The sequence below is a fragment of the Pseudokineococcus basanitobsidens genome, from assembly GCF_037482545.1.
GTDB classification, from domain to species: domain Bacteria; phylum Actinomycetota; class Actinomycetes; order Actinomycetales; family Quadrisphaeraceae; genus Pseudokineococcus; species Pseudokineococcus basanitobsidens.
The window spans coordinates 13,881-28,875 of sequence record NZ_JBBIAA010000018.1 but is presented as its reverse complement, the minus strand read 5'-3'; the positions used below and the strand labels follow the sequence as shown (position 1 = coordinate 28,875).

Sequence of the window (14,995 nt, the reverse complement as noted above, 5' to 3'; positions counted from 1 at the left end):
GCCCGCCGGCCCGTCGTGCCCGGCGCCGTCCTCCGCCCGTGGTCCTGCCCGCCTCTCACACGTGCTCCACGACCCAGTCGACGCACGCCGTGAGCGCCTCGACGTCGGAGGGCTCGACGGCGGGGAACATGCCGACGCGCAGCTGGTTGCGCCCCAGCGCCCGGTACGGGTCGACGTCGACGACGCCGTTCGCGCGCAGGACGGCGCGCACCGCCGCGGCGTCGACGTCGTCGGCGAGGTCGACCGTCCCCACGACGGGGGAGCGGTGCGCCGGGTCCGCGACGAAGGGGCTCGCCCACGTGCGCTCGGTCGCCCACGCGTACAGGTGCCCGCTGGAGGCCGCGGTCCGCTCGGCCGCCCAGGCGAGACCGCCCCGCTCGAGCAGCCACTCCACCTGGTCCACGAGCAGCGCCAGCGTGAGCACCGCCGGGGTGTTGAGGGTCTGGTCCTTGCGGCTGCTCGCGACCGCGAGCGGCAGGGACAGCGACGACGGGGTCCACCGTCCGAGCGCGGCGACCTCCTCGGCGCGGGCGAGCGCGGCGGGGGAGCAGACCGCGAGCCACAGCCCGCCGTCCGAGGCGAGCGCCTTCTGGGGCGCGAAGTAGTAGACGTCGGTCTGCGCGAGGTCCACGGGCACGCCACCGGCCGCCGAGGTCGCGTCGACGACGACGAGGGCGTCGCCGGCGCCGTCCGGGCGGCGGACCGGCGAGAGCACGCCCGTCGACGTCTCGTTGTGCGCGGTGGCGTAGACGTCGACGCCGTCGGCGGCCCGGTGCTCGGCCAGCGCGCCGTAGGGCGCGCGGACGACGTCGGGGTCGGCGAGGAAGGGCGCGGCGGCCAGCGCCGTCGCGAGCTTGGACGTGAACTCGCCGAAGACGCAGGCCTGGGCGCGCTCACGGACGAGGCCGAGCGTCAGCACGTCCCAGAACAGCGTCGAGCCGCCGTTGCCGAGGACCACCTCGTACCCCGCCGGGGCTCCCAGCAGCTCGGCGAGGCCGCGCCGGGCCCGGCGCACGAGGTCCTCGACCGGCGCCTGCCGGTGCGAGGTGCCGATCGTGCTCGTCGCGATCGCGGTCAGCGCCTCCACCTGCGCCGCGCGCACCTTGCTCGGCCCGGACCCGAACCGCCCGTCCGCGGGCAGCAGCGAGGCGGGAACGCGCAGGTCGGCGGGTGGGAGACGGGAGGGCGCGGGCACGCCCGGCATCCTCGCGCACCGGCGGCCCGGGCTCAGCGCCCGCGGTCGGTCGCGTGCTGCTCGAGGACGTGCGCGGACCAGCCGGCGGTGCGGGCGCACACGACGAGCGGGGTGAGCATCGACGCCGGCACGCCCGCGCCGTCGAGGACGACGGCGGCCCACAGCGCCGCGTTGGCGGTGCGGGGCAGGCCGTCGGCGTCGGGTCGGCCGCGGTCGGCGAGGGCGCGCTCGCCAGCGGCCTCCAGGGCGAGGGCGGCGTCGACGCGGTCGGGGGCCAGCGACCGGGCCGCCTCCTGGAGCACCGGCACACGCGGGTCGGGGCCGCCGCGGCCGTGGAGGCCGAAGCCCATGAGCCGCTGCCCGGCGTCGAGGACGGAGGCGACGACGCGGTCCGCGTCCCCCGCGCGGTCGACGGCGTCCAGCAGGTGCAGGACGCGCGGCAGCGCCCCGGCGCACAGCGGCCCGCTCATGGTGGCGACCGCCGCCGACAGGCACGCCGCGGCGTCGGCGCCGCTGCCCGCGACCACGCGCGCCGTCGCGGTCGCCGGTGTGAGGCCGTCCTCCGCGAGCAGGGTCCAGGCCGCGTCGAGGGCCCGGGCGTGGTCCGGGTCGACCTCGCCGCGCCAGCGCAGGAGGAACCGCTCGGACGTCGTCCGCCCGGTGTCGACCCGCCGCTGCGGCACCATCGGCACGTCCGGCCCCCGGGCGGACTGGGCGATGAAGCTCAGCGCGAGGACGCTGGCGCGCGCGAGGTCGTCCCGTGCCCGCTCGCCGTCGGTGTCGTGCAGCGGGGCGAGACCCCACACGGGGGCGACCTGGGCGAGCGCGCTCTGGACGTCCACGCGGACGTCACCGGTGCGCACCGGGAGCGGGAACGGCTCGGCGGGGGGCAGCGCCGCCGACGGGCGGCCGTCCACGAGCAGGCCCCAGACCTCCTCGAAGGGCGTCGACCCGGCCAGCTCGGCGACGTCGTGGCCCCGGTAGCGCAGGACCCCCGCGCCCGTCTCGCTCACCGCGGTGCCCACGACCGCTCGTGCGGCCGCGGTGGTGCCCGGCACCTCGTGCTCGTCGTCCTCGGTCACGGACCTCTCCCCGCGGGTGTGCCGTCCGGCGCGGGCCCGGGGCTGGAGCGCCGCCGCAGGGCGCCCCGTCGCGCCGTGCGGCGCCTACTGTGCCCGCCATGCCAGCACGGGCCGACGGCGGGAGGTCGTCCGAGGGCGTCCACGACGGGGGCCGGGCGCCCCGGGAGCCCGGCCGGGCGGGGCCGCCGGACGGTGGGGGAGCCGCGGGGGCGGGGCGTGAGCACGGCGCGGCGCACCGCCCCGTCGTCGACCCGTCGGCGCGCGTGACCTACACCGGCGCAGGGCTGGACGACGAGGCGGCGCTGTGGCGGGCGGAGCCGCCGGTGGCGCCGCTGGACCTGCTCGAGCGCTGGTACGCCGAGGCGGCGGACGACGAGCGCGTCGCCGAGCCGGGTGCCGTGGTGATCGCGACGGTCGACGCCGACGGGGTCCCCGACGCCCGGACCGTCCTGCTCAAGGGTCTCGACGGGCGGGGGGCCGTCGTCTACACGAACCTCGGCTCGGCCAAGGGGCGTCAGCTCGCCGCCGTCCCGCGCGCCGCGCTCGTCCTGCCGTGGCACGCGATGTCGCGGCAGGTGCGCCTGCGCGGCGACGTGGAGGCCGTCTCCCGCGAGGAGGCGGGGGTGTACTTCGCGCAGCGACCCCGCGGCTCGCAGGTGGCGGCGTGGGCGTCGGCGCAGTCCGAGCCCGTCGCGAGCCGGGCCGAGCTCGAGCGCCGGGTGGCCTCGCTGGAGGAGCGCTTCGCCGGTCGCGACGTGCCGCTGCCCGACGGCTGGGGCGGGGTCAGGGTGCGGCCGACGAGCGTGGAGCTGTGGGCCGGGCGCGCGTCCCGCCTGCACGACCGCGCCGCGTGGAGCTCGAGGGACGGCCGACCCGCCCGCCTCGACGACGCGTCCGCGTGGGAGCTGCGGCGCCTCCAGCCCTGAGGACCGCCGTCCGACGTGGCCCACCACGGCGCCCGACATGGCCGCACGTCGGGCTGGTGGGCGGTGGGCCGGGCCGACGAGCGCCCGGGCGTGGGACAGCCCCCGGGCTCGACGCCGAGGCGTCGTCGCCGTGCTGGACGGGCACGGCACCCGGGGGCTGCGGTGGCTGCCGTGGATTCGCCGGTCCGCCTCTGTCGCACCAGGGAGGTCCTGGCGGGCGGTCCGGACGAGCGCGACAGCGTCGTCCGATGTGCTCGGGCGGCTAGCGGGCAGCCACCTCACGCGTCCTGAGTTCGACCACTGCTCGGACCACCTCCTCTCTCGTGTCCGAGAACCGTACGTCCGCCCGGCGCCGGAGCGCCAGGGCTTTCCCGGGAGGCGCCGGGGGTGCTCGCCAGGGGGCTCCCGTCGGCGCGGGACGCGCGGTGGCGCGCCACTCTAGGATCGTTCCAGGAAGGACCGGCCGGTCGGCCTCGGCGCCGCGGCGCTGCTGCCGCGGCCGCGCCGGTCCCCGCCGCCCGGCCGACCCCCGGGAGGCGCGCTCGTACCGGCACCGGGAGGTGCCCGGGCGACGGCACAGGGGACGCGGGACCAGACGGAGGAGGGCGAGTCGCGTGAGCGACCTCATCGACACCACGGAGATGTACCTGCGGACGATCTTCGAGCTCGAGGAGGAGGGGATCGTCCCGCTGCGCGCCCGGATCGCCGAGCGCCTCTCCCAGAGCGGCCCGACCGTCTCCCAGACCGTCGCGCGGATGGAGCGCGACGGCCTCGTCGTCGTCAGCGGCGACCGTCACCTCGAGCTGACCCACCACGGCCGGACCCTGGCCACCCGCGTCATGCGCAAGCACCGCATCGCCGAGCGCCTGCTCACCGACGTCATCGGGCTGGACTGGGAGTACGTGCACGAGGAGGCGTGCCGCTGGGAGCACGTGATGAGCGACCGGGTGGAGAAGCGCCTCGTCGAGCTGCTCGAGCACCCCACGGAGTCCCCGTACGGCAACCCCATCCCGGGCCTCGGCGAGCTGGAGGGCGGCGAGCCCGACGGCGCCGGCGACGCCTCCTCCTCCTTCCTCGAGGGCGTCGTCACGCTCGTCGAGGCCAGCGAGGGCGGGGCCGGCCCGTTCGTGGTGCGGCGCCTCGGCGAGCCGGTGCAGTACGACCACGCGGTGATGGCCCAGCTCGCGGCGGCCGCCGTGCGCCCGGGCAGCGCCGTGACGCTGGAGCGTCGACCGTCGCCGCGGCGCGGGACCGAGGGGTCGGTCGTCGTCGTCGCCGACGGGGCCGAGGTCGGCCTCGAGCTCGTCGACGGCGTCGCCTCGCACGTCTTCGTCGGCCCGGCCGCCACCGCCTGAGCCACCCGTCTCCCGGGCCGCCCGTCCCCCGGGCCCACCCGTCCCCCGGGCCCGCCCGTCCCCGCGGCCGCCCGTCCCCGCAGCCGCCGGGGCCGCGGGGACGGGGGGTGCGTCAGCGGGGCGTCGTGCCCCCGTCGCGCCCGGCGAGGGCCTGCCGGGCGCGGGCCGCCCCGGCGACGAGCGCGGTCAGGCCGGCCGAGACCTCCTCCGGCGTGCGGGTCTTCAGGCCGCAGTCGGGGTTCACCCACAGGCGGTCGGCGGGCAGGCGCTCGAGGGCGCGCGCGAGGTGGTCGGAGACCTCGTCGGCCGTGGGGACCACGGGGGAGTGGATGTCCCACACGCCCGGCCCGACGGCCCGGTCGTAGCCCTCGTCGGCCAGCTCGTCGAGGACCTCCATGCGCGAGCGTGCGGCCTCCAGGCTGATGACGTCGGCGTCGAGGGCGTCGATCGCCGCCATGACGTCGCCGAACTCGGCGTAGCACATGTGCGTGTGCACCTGGGTCGTCGCCGCGGCGCCGCCGGTCGCGAGCCGGAAGGCGTCGACCGCCCACGCGAGGTACTCCTGGCGCCCGGACGCCCTGAGCGGCAGCAGCTCCCGCAGCCCGGGCTCGTCGACCTGGACGACACGGGTGCCCGCCGCCTCGAGGTCGGCGACCTCGTCCCGCAGCGCCAGCGCCACCTGCCGCGCCGACAGCGAGCGCGGCTCGTCGTCCCGGGGGAAGGACCACGCGAGGATCGTCACGGGGCCGGTGAGCATCCCCTTGACGGGGGCGTCGGTCAGCCGCTGCGCGAAGCGCGTCCAGCGCACGGTCATCGGCCCCGGCCGCCGCACGTCGCCGACGACGACCGGCGGGCGCACGCACCGGCTCCCGTAGGACTGCACCCAGCCGTGGACCGGTGTCACGAAGCCCTCGAGCCGGTCGGCGAAGTACCGGACCATGTCGTCGCGCTCGGGCTCGCCGTGGACGAGGACGTCGACGCCGGCCTCCTCCTGCTCGGCGACGACGCGGCGCACCTCGCCCTCCATGGCGGCCTCGTACCCGGCGTCGTCGAGGCGTCCCGCCCGGTGGGCGGCCCGCGCCCGGCGGATCTCCGGGGTCTGCGGGAAGGACCCGATGGTCGTCGTCGGCAGCGGCGGCAGCCGCAGCGCGGCGGCCTGGAGGGCGCGCCGCTCGTCCGCCGGCGCCGGGCGCCGGAGGTCGCCGGGCGTCACGGCGTCACCGCGCTCGCGCACGGCAGGCGTGCGCGTGCGCGCCGAGGCGAGCCGTGACGCCCGGACGGCGTCGGAGACGCCCAGCTCGGCGGCGACGGCGTCGCGCCCCTGCGCGAGGCCGCGGGCGAGGACGACGACCTCCTCGAGCTTCTGGTCGGCGAAAGCGAGCCACGAGCGGACGTCGGGGTCGAGCGTGTCCTCCCGCGAGACGTCGACCGGCACGTGCAGCAGCGAGCACGACGGCGCGACGTCGACCCGGGCGCCCGAGCGGGCGAGCACCTCGAGGTGGTCCAGCGCCTCGGACAGGTCACGGCGCCACACGCCGCGGCCGTCGACCACCCCGGCGACCAGGCGCCGGCCGGCCAGCCCGGGCAGGGCGGCCAGCTCCTCGACCTCGGCGCGGCTCGCGCCGGCCAGGTCCACGGCGAGCCCGTCGACGCCCGCGTCGAGCAGGAGCGTCGCCGCGTCGCCGAGCCGCTCGTAGTGGCCGGCGACGAGCAGCCGCGGGCGGTGGGAGAGCCCGGCGAGGTGCGCGTGCGCCGTCCTGGCGAGCGCCGCGAGCCCGTCGTCCGCCCCGGTGACGAGCACGCTCTCGTCCAGCTCGACCCAGGCGCAGCCCTCGTCGGCGAGCACGGCGAGCAGCTCGGCGTAGACGGGCAGCAGCCGGGGCAGCAGCGCGTCGGGGGTCCAGCCGGCCGGGGCGTCGTCGGCCGCCTTCGAGCAGCGCAGGAAGGTGACCGGCCCGACGACGACCGGCCGGGGCTCGAGCCCGTGCCGGCGCGCCGCCCGCACCTGCTCCAGCAGGTCCGCCGCGTCCGGCGCGGGCTCGCTCGTGGGGCCCAGCTCGGGCACGAGGTGGTGGTAGTTCGTGTCGAACCACTTGGTCATCTCGAGCGCCTGCGTCTCGTGCCCGTCGGCGTCGCGCCCCCGGGCGGCGAGGAAGTAGCGCCCGAGGCGCCCGGCCGGCGTGGCCGGGTCGAGTCCCGGGGCGGTGCAGCGGGCCGGCAGCAGCCCCAGCAGCACCGCGGTGTCCAGGACGTGGTCGTAGAGCGAGAAGTCGCCGGCGGGCACCTCGGTGACGCCGGCGGCCGCCATGGCGCCGAAGCGCTGGTCCTGCACCTGCCCGACGACGTCGAGCAGGCCGGCGGCGTCGAGCCGCCCGGCCCAGTGCGCCTCCAGCGCGCGCTTGAGCTCGCGGTCGCGGCCCTGGCGGGGGTAGCCCGACAGGGTCGCCGTCGGGTGGTGGGCGACGTCGGGTCCGTCGGACCCGTCCGTCGCGGTGGTGGCGTGCTGCGTCATGGACCTCTCCCAGCGCGAGTCCACGACGACCGCGCGCGAGGGCGGCAGCCCGGACGCGCCGACGACCCGGGGCCGGCCGCAGGGGTCGGCGCAGGCCCGGAGCTGGCGCGCGCAGGTGCCGACCGTCCCGAGCGGTCGTCGACCTCCGCCCGGGCGGTCGCCCGGGCGCACGGCTGGCAGGTCTTCGGACTCCCGGGCACGGGGCGCGTCGACTCCTCGACGTGCGCCCTCCTACTGGCCGTCGCTTCCCGGGCCTGCGGCCCAGTGCTCATGACGGCGGTCGTTCCCGGACACCGCTGCGGGGCAGTCCCGGGCTCTCACCGGGTTCCCTCTTGCCTCTCCCCGCGCGGACGCGGGGAGAACCAGTCGCGCCGGCGAGCCTAGTGACGACGGCGTGGGCGGCGACGGCGCGGGTGACGGCGGTGTGGGGCTGCCGGCGCGGGTCACGACGGTCACGATCCGTGCGCGTCGGGACGGCGCCGCGCCGGTCCGTTACCGGGATGTGACGAAGCGGTGAGCGCTCGGGTACTGTCCGCGGCGCTGCCCGGCACCCCGGGCACGCCCCGCCCCCGGAGCGCCGAGCCCTGCCGCCGGGTCGTGGGTCCCGACGAGATCGACGAGGCAGGGGCGGGGGACCCACTTCCGGTCCCCGCGGACGCCGGCCGAGGCCGGGTCGCCGCGGGGTTCCTCGGGGTGAAGCCGGTCTCGCGACGAGCCGGCCGGGTGGCTCCCACCCGAACCCGACAGCTCACCTCGCAGGCGATGGGAGAGGCCCCACGTTGCCCCTGCGCGCCCCCGCTCGCCCGGCCGCCCGTCACGCGGCCCCCGGCCCGGTCCGCACCCCGCTGACCGACCTCACCGACGCCGTCGCGGCCGCCGTGACCAGCGGGACCGCCGGCGCCCGCCGCACCGGCCGCCGCGCGGCCGTGGTCGTGGCCGCCACCGGGCTCGTGATGACGACCGGGATGACCTCCTCGGTCGCCGAGCCCGCCCCGGCTGCGGCCCCCGCCGTCGAGACGGCCGCCGTCCCGGCGGAGCCCGCCGTCAGCGAGGCGCTCACCGTCGCCGCGGACGTGCCGGTCACCTTCGCGGCCAGCGCCGCCCCGACGGTCACCCCGCCGCCGCCCCCGCCCCCCGCCGTGGTCACGCCGGTCGTCGAGGAGGAGCCCGAGGCGCAGGACGCCTCCTCCGACGAGGCCGACGTCGAGGACCGCGACGAGGCGCCGGTCTCGCGCTCCGCCGACCGCTCGTCCTCCTCGGACGACGCCGAGGAGTCCTCCGAGCCCGCCGTGGTGGAGCAGCGCTCCGCGGACGAGGGCTCCTCCTCCGACGAGAGCTCCTCCGACGAGGGCTCCGCGGACGAGAGCCCGGCCGAGGAGTCCTCCTCGAGCTCGGACGACGGCTCGGACGGGGGGGACTCGGACGGGGGGGACTCGGACGGGGGGAACTCGGACGAGGGGTCCTCGGGCGGCTCCTCCAGCGCCGGCTCCTCGGTGCTCGACATCGCGGCCCGGTACGTCGGCACGCCCTACGTCTACGGCGGCTCGAGCCCCTCGGGCTTCGACTGCTCGGGCTTCACGCAGTACGTCTTCGCGCAGGCCGGCGTCTCGATCCCGCGCACCGCGGCCTCGCAGGGCGCCCAGGGCCAGCGGGTCTCGCGCTCGCAGGCGCAGCCCGGCGACCTCGCCGTCGTCTCGGACGGCTCGCACGTCGGCATCTACGCCGGCGGGAACCAGTGGTACGACTCGCCCCGCCCGGGCAAGTCGGTGTCCAAGCGCGACATCTGGACCTCGGACGTCTACTTCGTCCGCTACTGACCAGCCGCTCGCCCCGGCACGACCGGGACGAGCACGGACGACGGCCCGGCCCGGCCGGTCGTGCGGATCTCCGGTGACGCCGCGCCGGAGGAGTCGTACCGTGGTGCCCGCCGGACGCCGACAGCGCGCCCGGCGCCCGCACGAGGAGGTCCCGTGACGTCGGTGCCCGCGCGTCCAGCCCGCTCCAGGGCCGGGTCGCGCTGCCGCCCCGCCGCCACGGCCCCGTCGGGCGACCACCGAGGGGACCGGCCCGTGCCGCCGCCCGGCCGCACGAGTCCGGACCACCTCCCGCACCCCACGGCGTCGACCACTGCTGGTCGGCGCCGTCGTGCTTCTCCTCCCCTCCGCGTGCGCTCCAGCCGCGGTGCGAGCGCCCTCCCCCGCCGCCTCCCCCGGCGCGCGGGCGGGGGCAGAACGGGGTCGTCGTGCGCACTCTCGTCCTCAACGCCGGCTACGAGCCCCTCGGGGTCGTGTCCTTCAAGCGGGCGCTCGTCCTCGTCCTGGCGGGCAAGGCGGTCGTCCTCGCCGCGGACGAGGTCCCGGTCGTCGCCGCGACGCTGAGCCTGCCCCGGCCGTCCGTCATCCTCCTGACCCGCTACGTGCGGGTGCCGCACCTGCGCTCGGTCGCCGTCTCCCGCCGCGGGGTGCTCCGGCGCGACGGCGGTCGGTGCGCGTACTGCCGGCGGTCGGCGACGACCGTCGACCACGTGCTGCCCCGCAGCCGCGGCGGCCGCGACACCTGGGAGAACCTCGTCGCGTGCTGCCTGCGGTGCAACGGGCAGAAGGGCGACCGCACGCCCGAGGAGATGGGCTGGTCGCTGCGCCTGCGCCCCGCCGCGCCGGTCGGTCCGGCCTGGGTGGCGCAGGGGGCCGAGGGCCTGCACCCGGGCTGGGCCGACTACCTCCCCGGCCTCGCCGCCGAGGTGGCGTAGGGGCGGCCGGCCCGGGGGGTGCCGGCCCGTCCCCCGGGGCGCTCAGGCCTCCGGCAGCCGCGGCCCGGGCCCGGTGACGTCGTCGAGGAGGTCGCCCTCGTCCTCCAGGCGCGCCAGCACCTGCGCGGGGGAGAGCTGGGCGAGGTCGTCGTCGAGCTCGTCCCAGCCGCGCGGCGCGGCGACGCGGGGCTGCTCGCGGCCGCGCAGCGAGTAGGGGGTCACCGTCGTCTTCGACCACGTGTTCTGCGACCAGTCGAGCAGGACCCGCCCCCGGCGCACGGCCCGCGTCATCACCGCGACGACCTCCCGGGGGCGGTCGCGGGCCAGGCCCTCGGCGAGCCGGCGGACGTAGGCGCGCACGACGCCCGCGTCCTGCTCCCCGGAGACGGCGGCGTACAGCTGCAGGCCCTTGCTGCCGCTCGTGACGGGCCGCGGGTCGAGGCCGTCGTCGACCAGCCGCTCGGCGACGACGTGCGCGAGCGCGGCGCACTCGGCCAGGCCCGTCCCGGGGCCCGGGTCGAGGTCCACGACGAGCCGGTCGGGGTGCGTCGTGCGGGCGCCGTCGCCGATGCCGTCGCGCACCCGCCACTGCGGCGTGTGCAGCTCCAGCGCACCGAGGTTGGTGACCCAGGCGAGGCCGGCGACGTCGTCGAGCAGCGGGTAGCGGACGACCTCCGCGCCGCGGGCCGCGGCGCCCGCGGCGGTGCGGTCCCCGGAGCGGAGCGGGACGTCGGCGGTGCGCAGCCACGAGGGCGCGCCGGCGGGGGCGTTCTTCTCGAAGAAGGAGTCGTCGCCGACCCCGTGGGGCCAGCGCACGCGCGTCACCGGCCGCCCGGCGAGCTGCCGCAGCAGGGGCTGCGCCGCCCGGACGACGTAGTCGAGCACCTCGGCCTTCGTCGTCCCGGTCGCCGGGTACATGACCTTCTCCAGCGACGTCAGCCGCAGCCGGCGCCCGCCGACGTCGACGAGCTGCTCGGTGGTGCCCGGGGGCGGGCTCACGGCGCGCCGTCCGCGACCCCGGCCGCCGGGTCCAGCACGTCGGGCTCCGCGTCCTCGCGCAGGCCGACGAAGGACGGCTGCCGCAGCCGGCCGCCCGTCGTCGACCCCAGCGAGCGGACCTCGGCGCGCAGCTCCGGCCGCACCCAGAGCGCCCCCCGGGCGTCGACGCCGGGCACGTCCGAGGCGAACGGCGAGGCGTCGCGTCCCAGCCCGGCCAGACGCGGTGCCAGCACGGCGGCGGCCCGGGGCCCGATGCCGCTGCCCACCCGGCCGAGGTAGACCAGACGCCCCTGCGGGTCGGGCGCCCCGACGAGGAGGGCGCCGACGCGGTCGCGCGTGCCCTCCTGCGGGCGCCACCCGCCGACGACGACGGTCCGGGAGCTCCGGTGCGCCGCCTTCACCCAGGCCGTGCTGCGCTCGCCGGGCCGGTAGGCTGAGTCCCAGCGCTTGGCGACCCCGCCCTCGAGGCCCTGCGCGCGCGTGGCGGCGAGGACGTCGCCGCCGTGCGGGAAGGTCGGGGAGACCTGCAGCGCCGCCCCACCGACGTCGAGGCCCGCCCACGCCGCCCCCAGCGGCTCGAGCAGGGCCCGTCGCGCGCGCAGCGGCTCGCCGAGCAGGTCGCGGCCGTCGGCGCGCAGCACGTCGAAGACGACGTAGACGCAGGGCACGGCCCGGGCCGCGGCCCGCGCCCGGGCCCCGGACAGGCCGAGGCGCGGCGCGAGCACGCCGAAGGACGGGCGGCCGGCGGGGTCCAGCGCCACGACCTCGCCGTCGAGGAGCAGGTCGTCCCCGGCGGCGGCCGCCGCGCCGGCGAGGCCGGCGAGGTCGGGGAAGGTCCCCGTGACGTCCCGCTCCGTGCGGCTGGCGAGGCGGACGCCGCGACCACCACGGACGTCGGCCAGCAGGCGCATGCCGTCCCACTTGACCTCGTACGCCCAGGTCGGGTCGGCGCCGTCGGGCGTGAGCGGTGCCCCCGGGGGCGCCGACGGCAGGGCTCCGGGCGTGCGCGTGGGGGTGGCGAGCATGGGCCGCACACGGCGATCATGGCGCGACGCCCGCGGCCGCGCCGGTCCGCGGGGTGCGCCCGCCGGGCGCCGTGCGAGGAGAGGGAGCCGCCGTGAGGGCCATCTGGAAGGGCGCGGTCTCCTTCGGGCTCGTCTCCGTGCCGGTGAAGGTCTACGCCGCGACGGGCACCAACGACGTCCGCTTCCACCAGGTGCACGAGGCGGACGGCGGGCGCATCCGCTACAAGCGCGTGTGCAGCGTCGACGGCGAGGAGGTCTCCTACCCGGAGATCGCCAAGGCGTACGAGACGGCGGACGGCGAGCAGGTCGTCCTGTCCGACGCCGACCTGGACGAGCTGCCGCTCTCGACGAGCCGCGAGATCGACGTCGTCGAGTTCGTGCCGCGCGAGCAGGTGGACCCCGTGCTCTTCAACAAGGCCTACTACCTGGAGCCGGAGCGGACGGCGCTCAAGCCGTACACCCTGCTGCGGGAGGCGCTCTCGGAGACCGACCGGGTCGCCGTCGTGAAGGTCGCGCTGCGGCAGCGGGAGTCGCTGGCGCTGCTGCGGGTGCGCGACGACGTCATCTGCCTGCAGACGCTGCTGTGGCCCGACGAGGTGCGGGAGGCCTCCTTCGACGTCCTGTCCTCGGAGGTCGAGCTGCGGCCGCAGGAGCAGGCCATGGCCGCCTCGCTCGTCGAGTCGCTCGCCGGCGACTTCGACTGGGACGCCTTCACCGACGGCTACGCGACCGCGGTCGCCGAGCTCGTCGAGGCGAAGATCAGCTCGGGGGACGTCCGCCGGGCCCCGTCGGCGGAGGACGAGGGGGGGGACGGGGAGGGCGCCCAGGTCGTGGACCTGCTGTCCGCGCTGCAGCGCAGCGTCGCCCGCGCCAAGGAGGGCCGTGGCGAGGCCGGCTCCACGCAGGGTCCGGCGGGCGGCACGGCGGACGACGGCCCGGACGACGCCTCGGACGACGGCCGGCAGGACGACGCGGAAGCCTCCGGCGGCGCTCCTGCGAGCGGGCGTCGCCGCTCGGCGTCGACGAGGACGGCGTCGACGAGGACGGCGTCGACGAAGAAGGCGCCGGCGACGAAGGGCACGGGGGCGAAGGCCTCGAGCGCGAAGGGCACGGCGGCGAAGGGCGCGGCGGCGAAGGGCACGGCCACGAAGGCCTCGAGCACGAAGGGCACGGCGACGAGGCGTCCGGGCAGCACGGCGGAGGACGGTGCGCCGGAGAAGCCGGCGCGGCGGACCCGCAAGAAGTCGGCGTAGCCCCGGGTCCGCGCCTGCGACCTCCGGGCCCGCGACGGCACCGACGGGCGCGCCGCGGATCTACCGGGAGCGGCTCGGCGCGCGGCGCCGTCGGGGCCGGGCACGGCGACCGTCCGGCCCCGGGCTCGCCCGGGCGGTCGGCGGGCGCTGTGGCAGGGTTCCGGCGTGGCCACGACCGAGGACGCGCCCCCGGCGCTGCGTCCGCTCCACGCCCGGACGGTGGCGCTCTCGGACGCGCTGCACCGTCGCGCCACGCGGCGGGCCCTCGACGAGGGCTGGCAGCCGTCGTTGACCGTCTACCCGGGCTACGGCTCGCCCCGCGCGGTGCGCGTGCTGGGCCGCCTGCTGCTCACGGCCCCCGACGGGCGCGACCGCGGCGACCGTCCCGAGGTGGTGCGCGGGTGGCGCAGCTTCCTCACGGTGCCGGTGCGCGACGCGCCGGTGGTCGTCGAGGTCGGCGGCGAGGAGCACGTCGTCGTCACCGACCGGGGCGGCTTCGTCGACGCGAGCCTGCCCGGCTCGTTGGAGCCCGGCTGGCAGCAGGTCGTCCTGCGCGCGCCGGGGGCGGAGTCGGTTCCGGCCCCCGTGCGGGTGATCGGCGACGACGCCGAGCTCGGCGTCATCAGCGACATCGACGACACCGTCATGGTCACGGCCCTGCCCCGCCCGTTCCTCGCCGCCTGGAACACCTTCGTGCTCGACGAGCACGCGCGGAACCCGGTGCCCGGCATGGCGGTGCTGTACGAGCGCCTCACCCGGCGGTACCGGGACGCGCCCGTCCTCTACCTGTCCACGGGGGCCTGGAACGTCGCGCCGACGCTGACGCGGTTCCTGCACCGGCACCTGTACCCGCGAGGTCCCCTGCTGCTCACCGACTGGGGGCCGACCCCGGACCGCTGGTTCCGCAGCGGCCGCGCGCACAAGGAGAAGGCGCTCCGCCGCCTCGCGGACGAGTTCCCGCACGTGCGGTGGCTGCTCGTCGGCGACGACGGCCAGCACGACGAGGCCATCTACGAGGCCTTCGCCCGCGAGCGGCCGGGCAGCGTGGCCGGCGTGGCGATCCGGCACCTGTCGCCGACGGAGTCCGTGCTCGCGCAGGGGCTCCCGGCGCCGCAGGGGGCGCCGGCCCGCGAGGACGGCGACCACCTGTGGGTCTCCGCCCCCGACGGCGCGGGACTGGCGCGCCTGCTGCGGCAGGCGGGGCTGCTCTAGGCCGTCCGTCCTGGGGGGCTCTCGTCAGGAGCGCGTCGGGCTGCTGCCGGCGGGCAGCTCCGCCGGGGCCCCGGGCGCGGGCACCCGCCGTCGCCACAGCGGCGACCCGTCGCTGCACCGCGACTCGAAGGCGGCCATGGCGAGCAGGACCGGGAGGGCGAGGAGGGGGACCAGGAGGGCGAGGTAGGCCATGGCGTGCGCTTCCGTGCGGGGCGTCGCGTCCGGGGCGTCCTCCTCGCCCCGGTCGCCGCGGGCTCGGCCCGCGGTGCACGAGGGTGGACCCGCGCGGCCGACCTCGCACCCGTGACGCGCGTGCGCGTGGAGCACGGTCCGGTAACGGTCCGGCGCTGCGGCGTGGCGCGGCGGGACCCGGCACGACGCGCGGCGCAGGCGGCGTCGTGCTGTGCTGTGCCGCATGGCAGACGCAGACATCTGGGACCGGATCCGCACGGCGCGCGACTTCTCGCTCGACGCCGAGAAGGAGGAGCGCCAGCGCATCGGCGACGCGGGCTCCGCCGAGGAGCAGCAGGCGGCGTCCGTGCGCCTGGCGACGCGGCAGGCCGTCCGCGAGGCGCTCGACAAGGTCCTCGACGAGGACACCTCGCCCCCCGGCGCCTGACCGCCACGACGAGCCGGCGCGACCCGGCCGTCCCAGGGGCGGAGCCCCGCCACCGCGCCAGGCGGCGC

Annotated in this window: 13 protein-coding genes and 2 riboswitches; of the genes, 7 read left to right on the top strand and 6 right to left on the bottom strand. The window is 78.0% G+C overall.

The features are described 5' to 3' along the window. Window positions 1–55 precede the first annotated feature (55 nt). Together serC and WDZ17_RS13060 are read right to left on the bottom strand one after the other, a co-directional pair. Window positions 56–1,204 (bottom strand): phosphoserine transaminase, encoded by a 1,149-nt coding sequence (gene serC / locus WDZ17_RS13065; RefSeq protein ID WP_422631984.1) that lies wholly within the window; start codon window positions 1,202–1,204, stop codon window positions 56–58. 23 nt (window positions 1,205–1,227) lie between these two features. After that, window positions 1,228–2,277, bottom strand: coding sequence for a citrate synthase (locus WDZ17_RS13060; RefSeq protein ID WP_339575603.1), 1,050 nt, complete (start codon window positions 2,275–2,277; stop codon window positions 1,228–1,230). A gap of 98 nt (window positions 2,278–2,375) precedes the next feature. Here WDZ17_RS13060 and pdxH point away from each other — a divergent pair, with 98 nt between their 5' ends. Further along, window positions 2,376–3,203 (top strand): pyridoxamine 5'-phosphate oxidase, encoded by an 828-nt coding sequence (gene pdxH / locus WDZ17_RS13055; RefSeq protein ID WP_339575602.1) that lies wholly within the window; start codon window positions 2,376–2,378, stop codon window positions 3,201–3,203. Window positions 3,204–3,817: 614 nt separating this feature from the next. Then, complete coding sequence (locus WDZ17_RS13050) at window positions 3,818–4,558, top strand: iron-dependent transcriptional repressor DtxR (protein WP_339575601.1); 741 nt, start codon at window positions 3,818–3,820, stop codon at window positions 4,556–4,558. A 112-nt stretch (window positions 4,559–4,670) separates the two neighbouring features. On the opposite strand, the gene metE is transcribed toward WDZ17_RS13050, so the two are convergent. Beyond that, window positions 4,671–7,070, bottom strand: a complete 2,400-nt coding sequence (metE, locus tag WDZ17_RS13045; protein ID WP_339575600.1) for a 5-methyltetrahydropteroyltriglutamate--homocysteine S-methyltransferase — start codon at window positions 7,068–7,070, stop codon at window positions 4,671–4,673. Between the two features lie 169 nt (window positions 7,071–7,239). Then, window positions 7,240–7,439: riboswitch (cobalamin riboswitch) on the bottom strand. A gap of 291 nt (window positions 7,440–7,730) precedes the next feature. After that, window positions 7,731–7,842, top strand: a riboswitch (cyclic di-AMP (ydaO/yuaA leader). A 7-nt stretch (window positions 7,843–7,849) separates the two neighbouring features. Between metE and WDZ17_RS13040 the strand changes: the two genes are divergently transcribed. Together WDZ17_RS13040 and WDZ17_RS13035 are read left to right on the top strand one after the other, a co-directional pair. Next, window positions 7,850–8,887: a C40 family peptidase gene (locus WDZ17_RS13040; protein ID WP_339575599.1), complete on the top strand. Its 1,038-nt coding sequence runs from the start codon at window positions 7,850–7,852 to the stop codon at window positions 8,885–8,887. A 425-nt stretch (window positions 8,888–9,312) separates the two neighbouring features. Further along, window positions 9,313–9,819 carry an HNH endonuclease gene (locus WDZ17_RS13035; RefSeq protein WP_339575598.1) on the top strand — a complete coding sequence of 169 codons (507 nt, stop codon included), beginning with the start codon at window positions 9,313–9,315 and terminating at the stop codon, window positions 9,817–9,819. Window positions 9,820–9,861: 42 nt separating this feature from the next. On the opposite strand, the gene ligD (WDZ17_RS13030) is transcribed toward WDZ17_RS13035, so the two are convergent. Then, the gene (gene ligD / locus WDZ17_RS13030; protein WP_339575597.1) at window positions 9,862–10,818 is read right to left on the bottom strand and encodes a non-homologous end-joining DNA ligase; all 957 of its coding nucleotides are present in this window, start codon (window positions 10,816–10,818) and stop codon (window positions 9,862–9,864) included. Continuing rightward, a complete protein-coding gene (gene ligD / locus WDZ17_RS13025) occupies window positions 10,815–11,843 on the bottom strand; it encodes a non-homologous end-joining DNA ligase (RefSeq protein WP_339575596.1) in 1,029 nt (342 codons plus the stop codon). Before ligD (WDZ17_RS13025) ends, ligD (WDZ17_RS13030) begins: the two co-directional genes overlap by 4 nt. 92 nt (window positions 11,844–11,935) lie before the next feature. Here ligD (WDZ17_RS13025) and ku point away from each other — a divergent pair, with 92 nt between their 5' ends. Beyond that, window positions 11,936–13,096, top strand: a complete 1,161-nt coding sequence (gene ku, locus WDZ17_RS13020) for a non-homologous end joining protein Ku (RefSeq protein WP_339575595.1) — start codon at window positions 11,936–11,938, stop codon at window positions 13,094–13,096. A 165-nt stretch (window positions 13,097–13,261) separates the two neighbouring features. After that, entirely contained in the window at window positions 13,262–14,308 is a 1,047-nt protein-coding gene (locus tag WDZ17_RS13015) for an App1 family protein phosphatidate phosphatase (protein ID WP_339575594.1), read from the top strand. A 24-nt stretch (window positions 14,309–14,332) separates the two neighbouring features. Here WDZ17_RS13015 and WDZ17_RS13010 read toward each other — a convergent pair whose 3' ends face one another. After that, the gene (locus tag WDZ17_RS13010) at window positions 14,333–14,500 is read right to left on the bottom strand and encodes a hypothetical protein (protein ID WP_339575593.1); all 168 of its coding nucleotides are present in this window, start codon (window positions 14,498–14,500) and stop codon (window positions 14,333–14,335) included. Between the two features lie 223 nt (window positions 14,501–14,723). On the opposite strand from WDZ17_RS13010, the gene WDZ17_RS13005 reads away from it, so the two are divergent. Next, a complete protein-coding gene (locus tag WDZ17_RS13005) occupies window positions 14,724–14,927 on the top strand; it encodes a hypothetical protein (protein WP_339575592.1) in 204 nt (67 codons plus the stop codon). Window positions 14,928–14,995 lie beyond the last annotated feature (68 nt).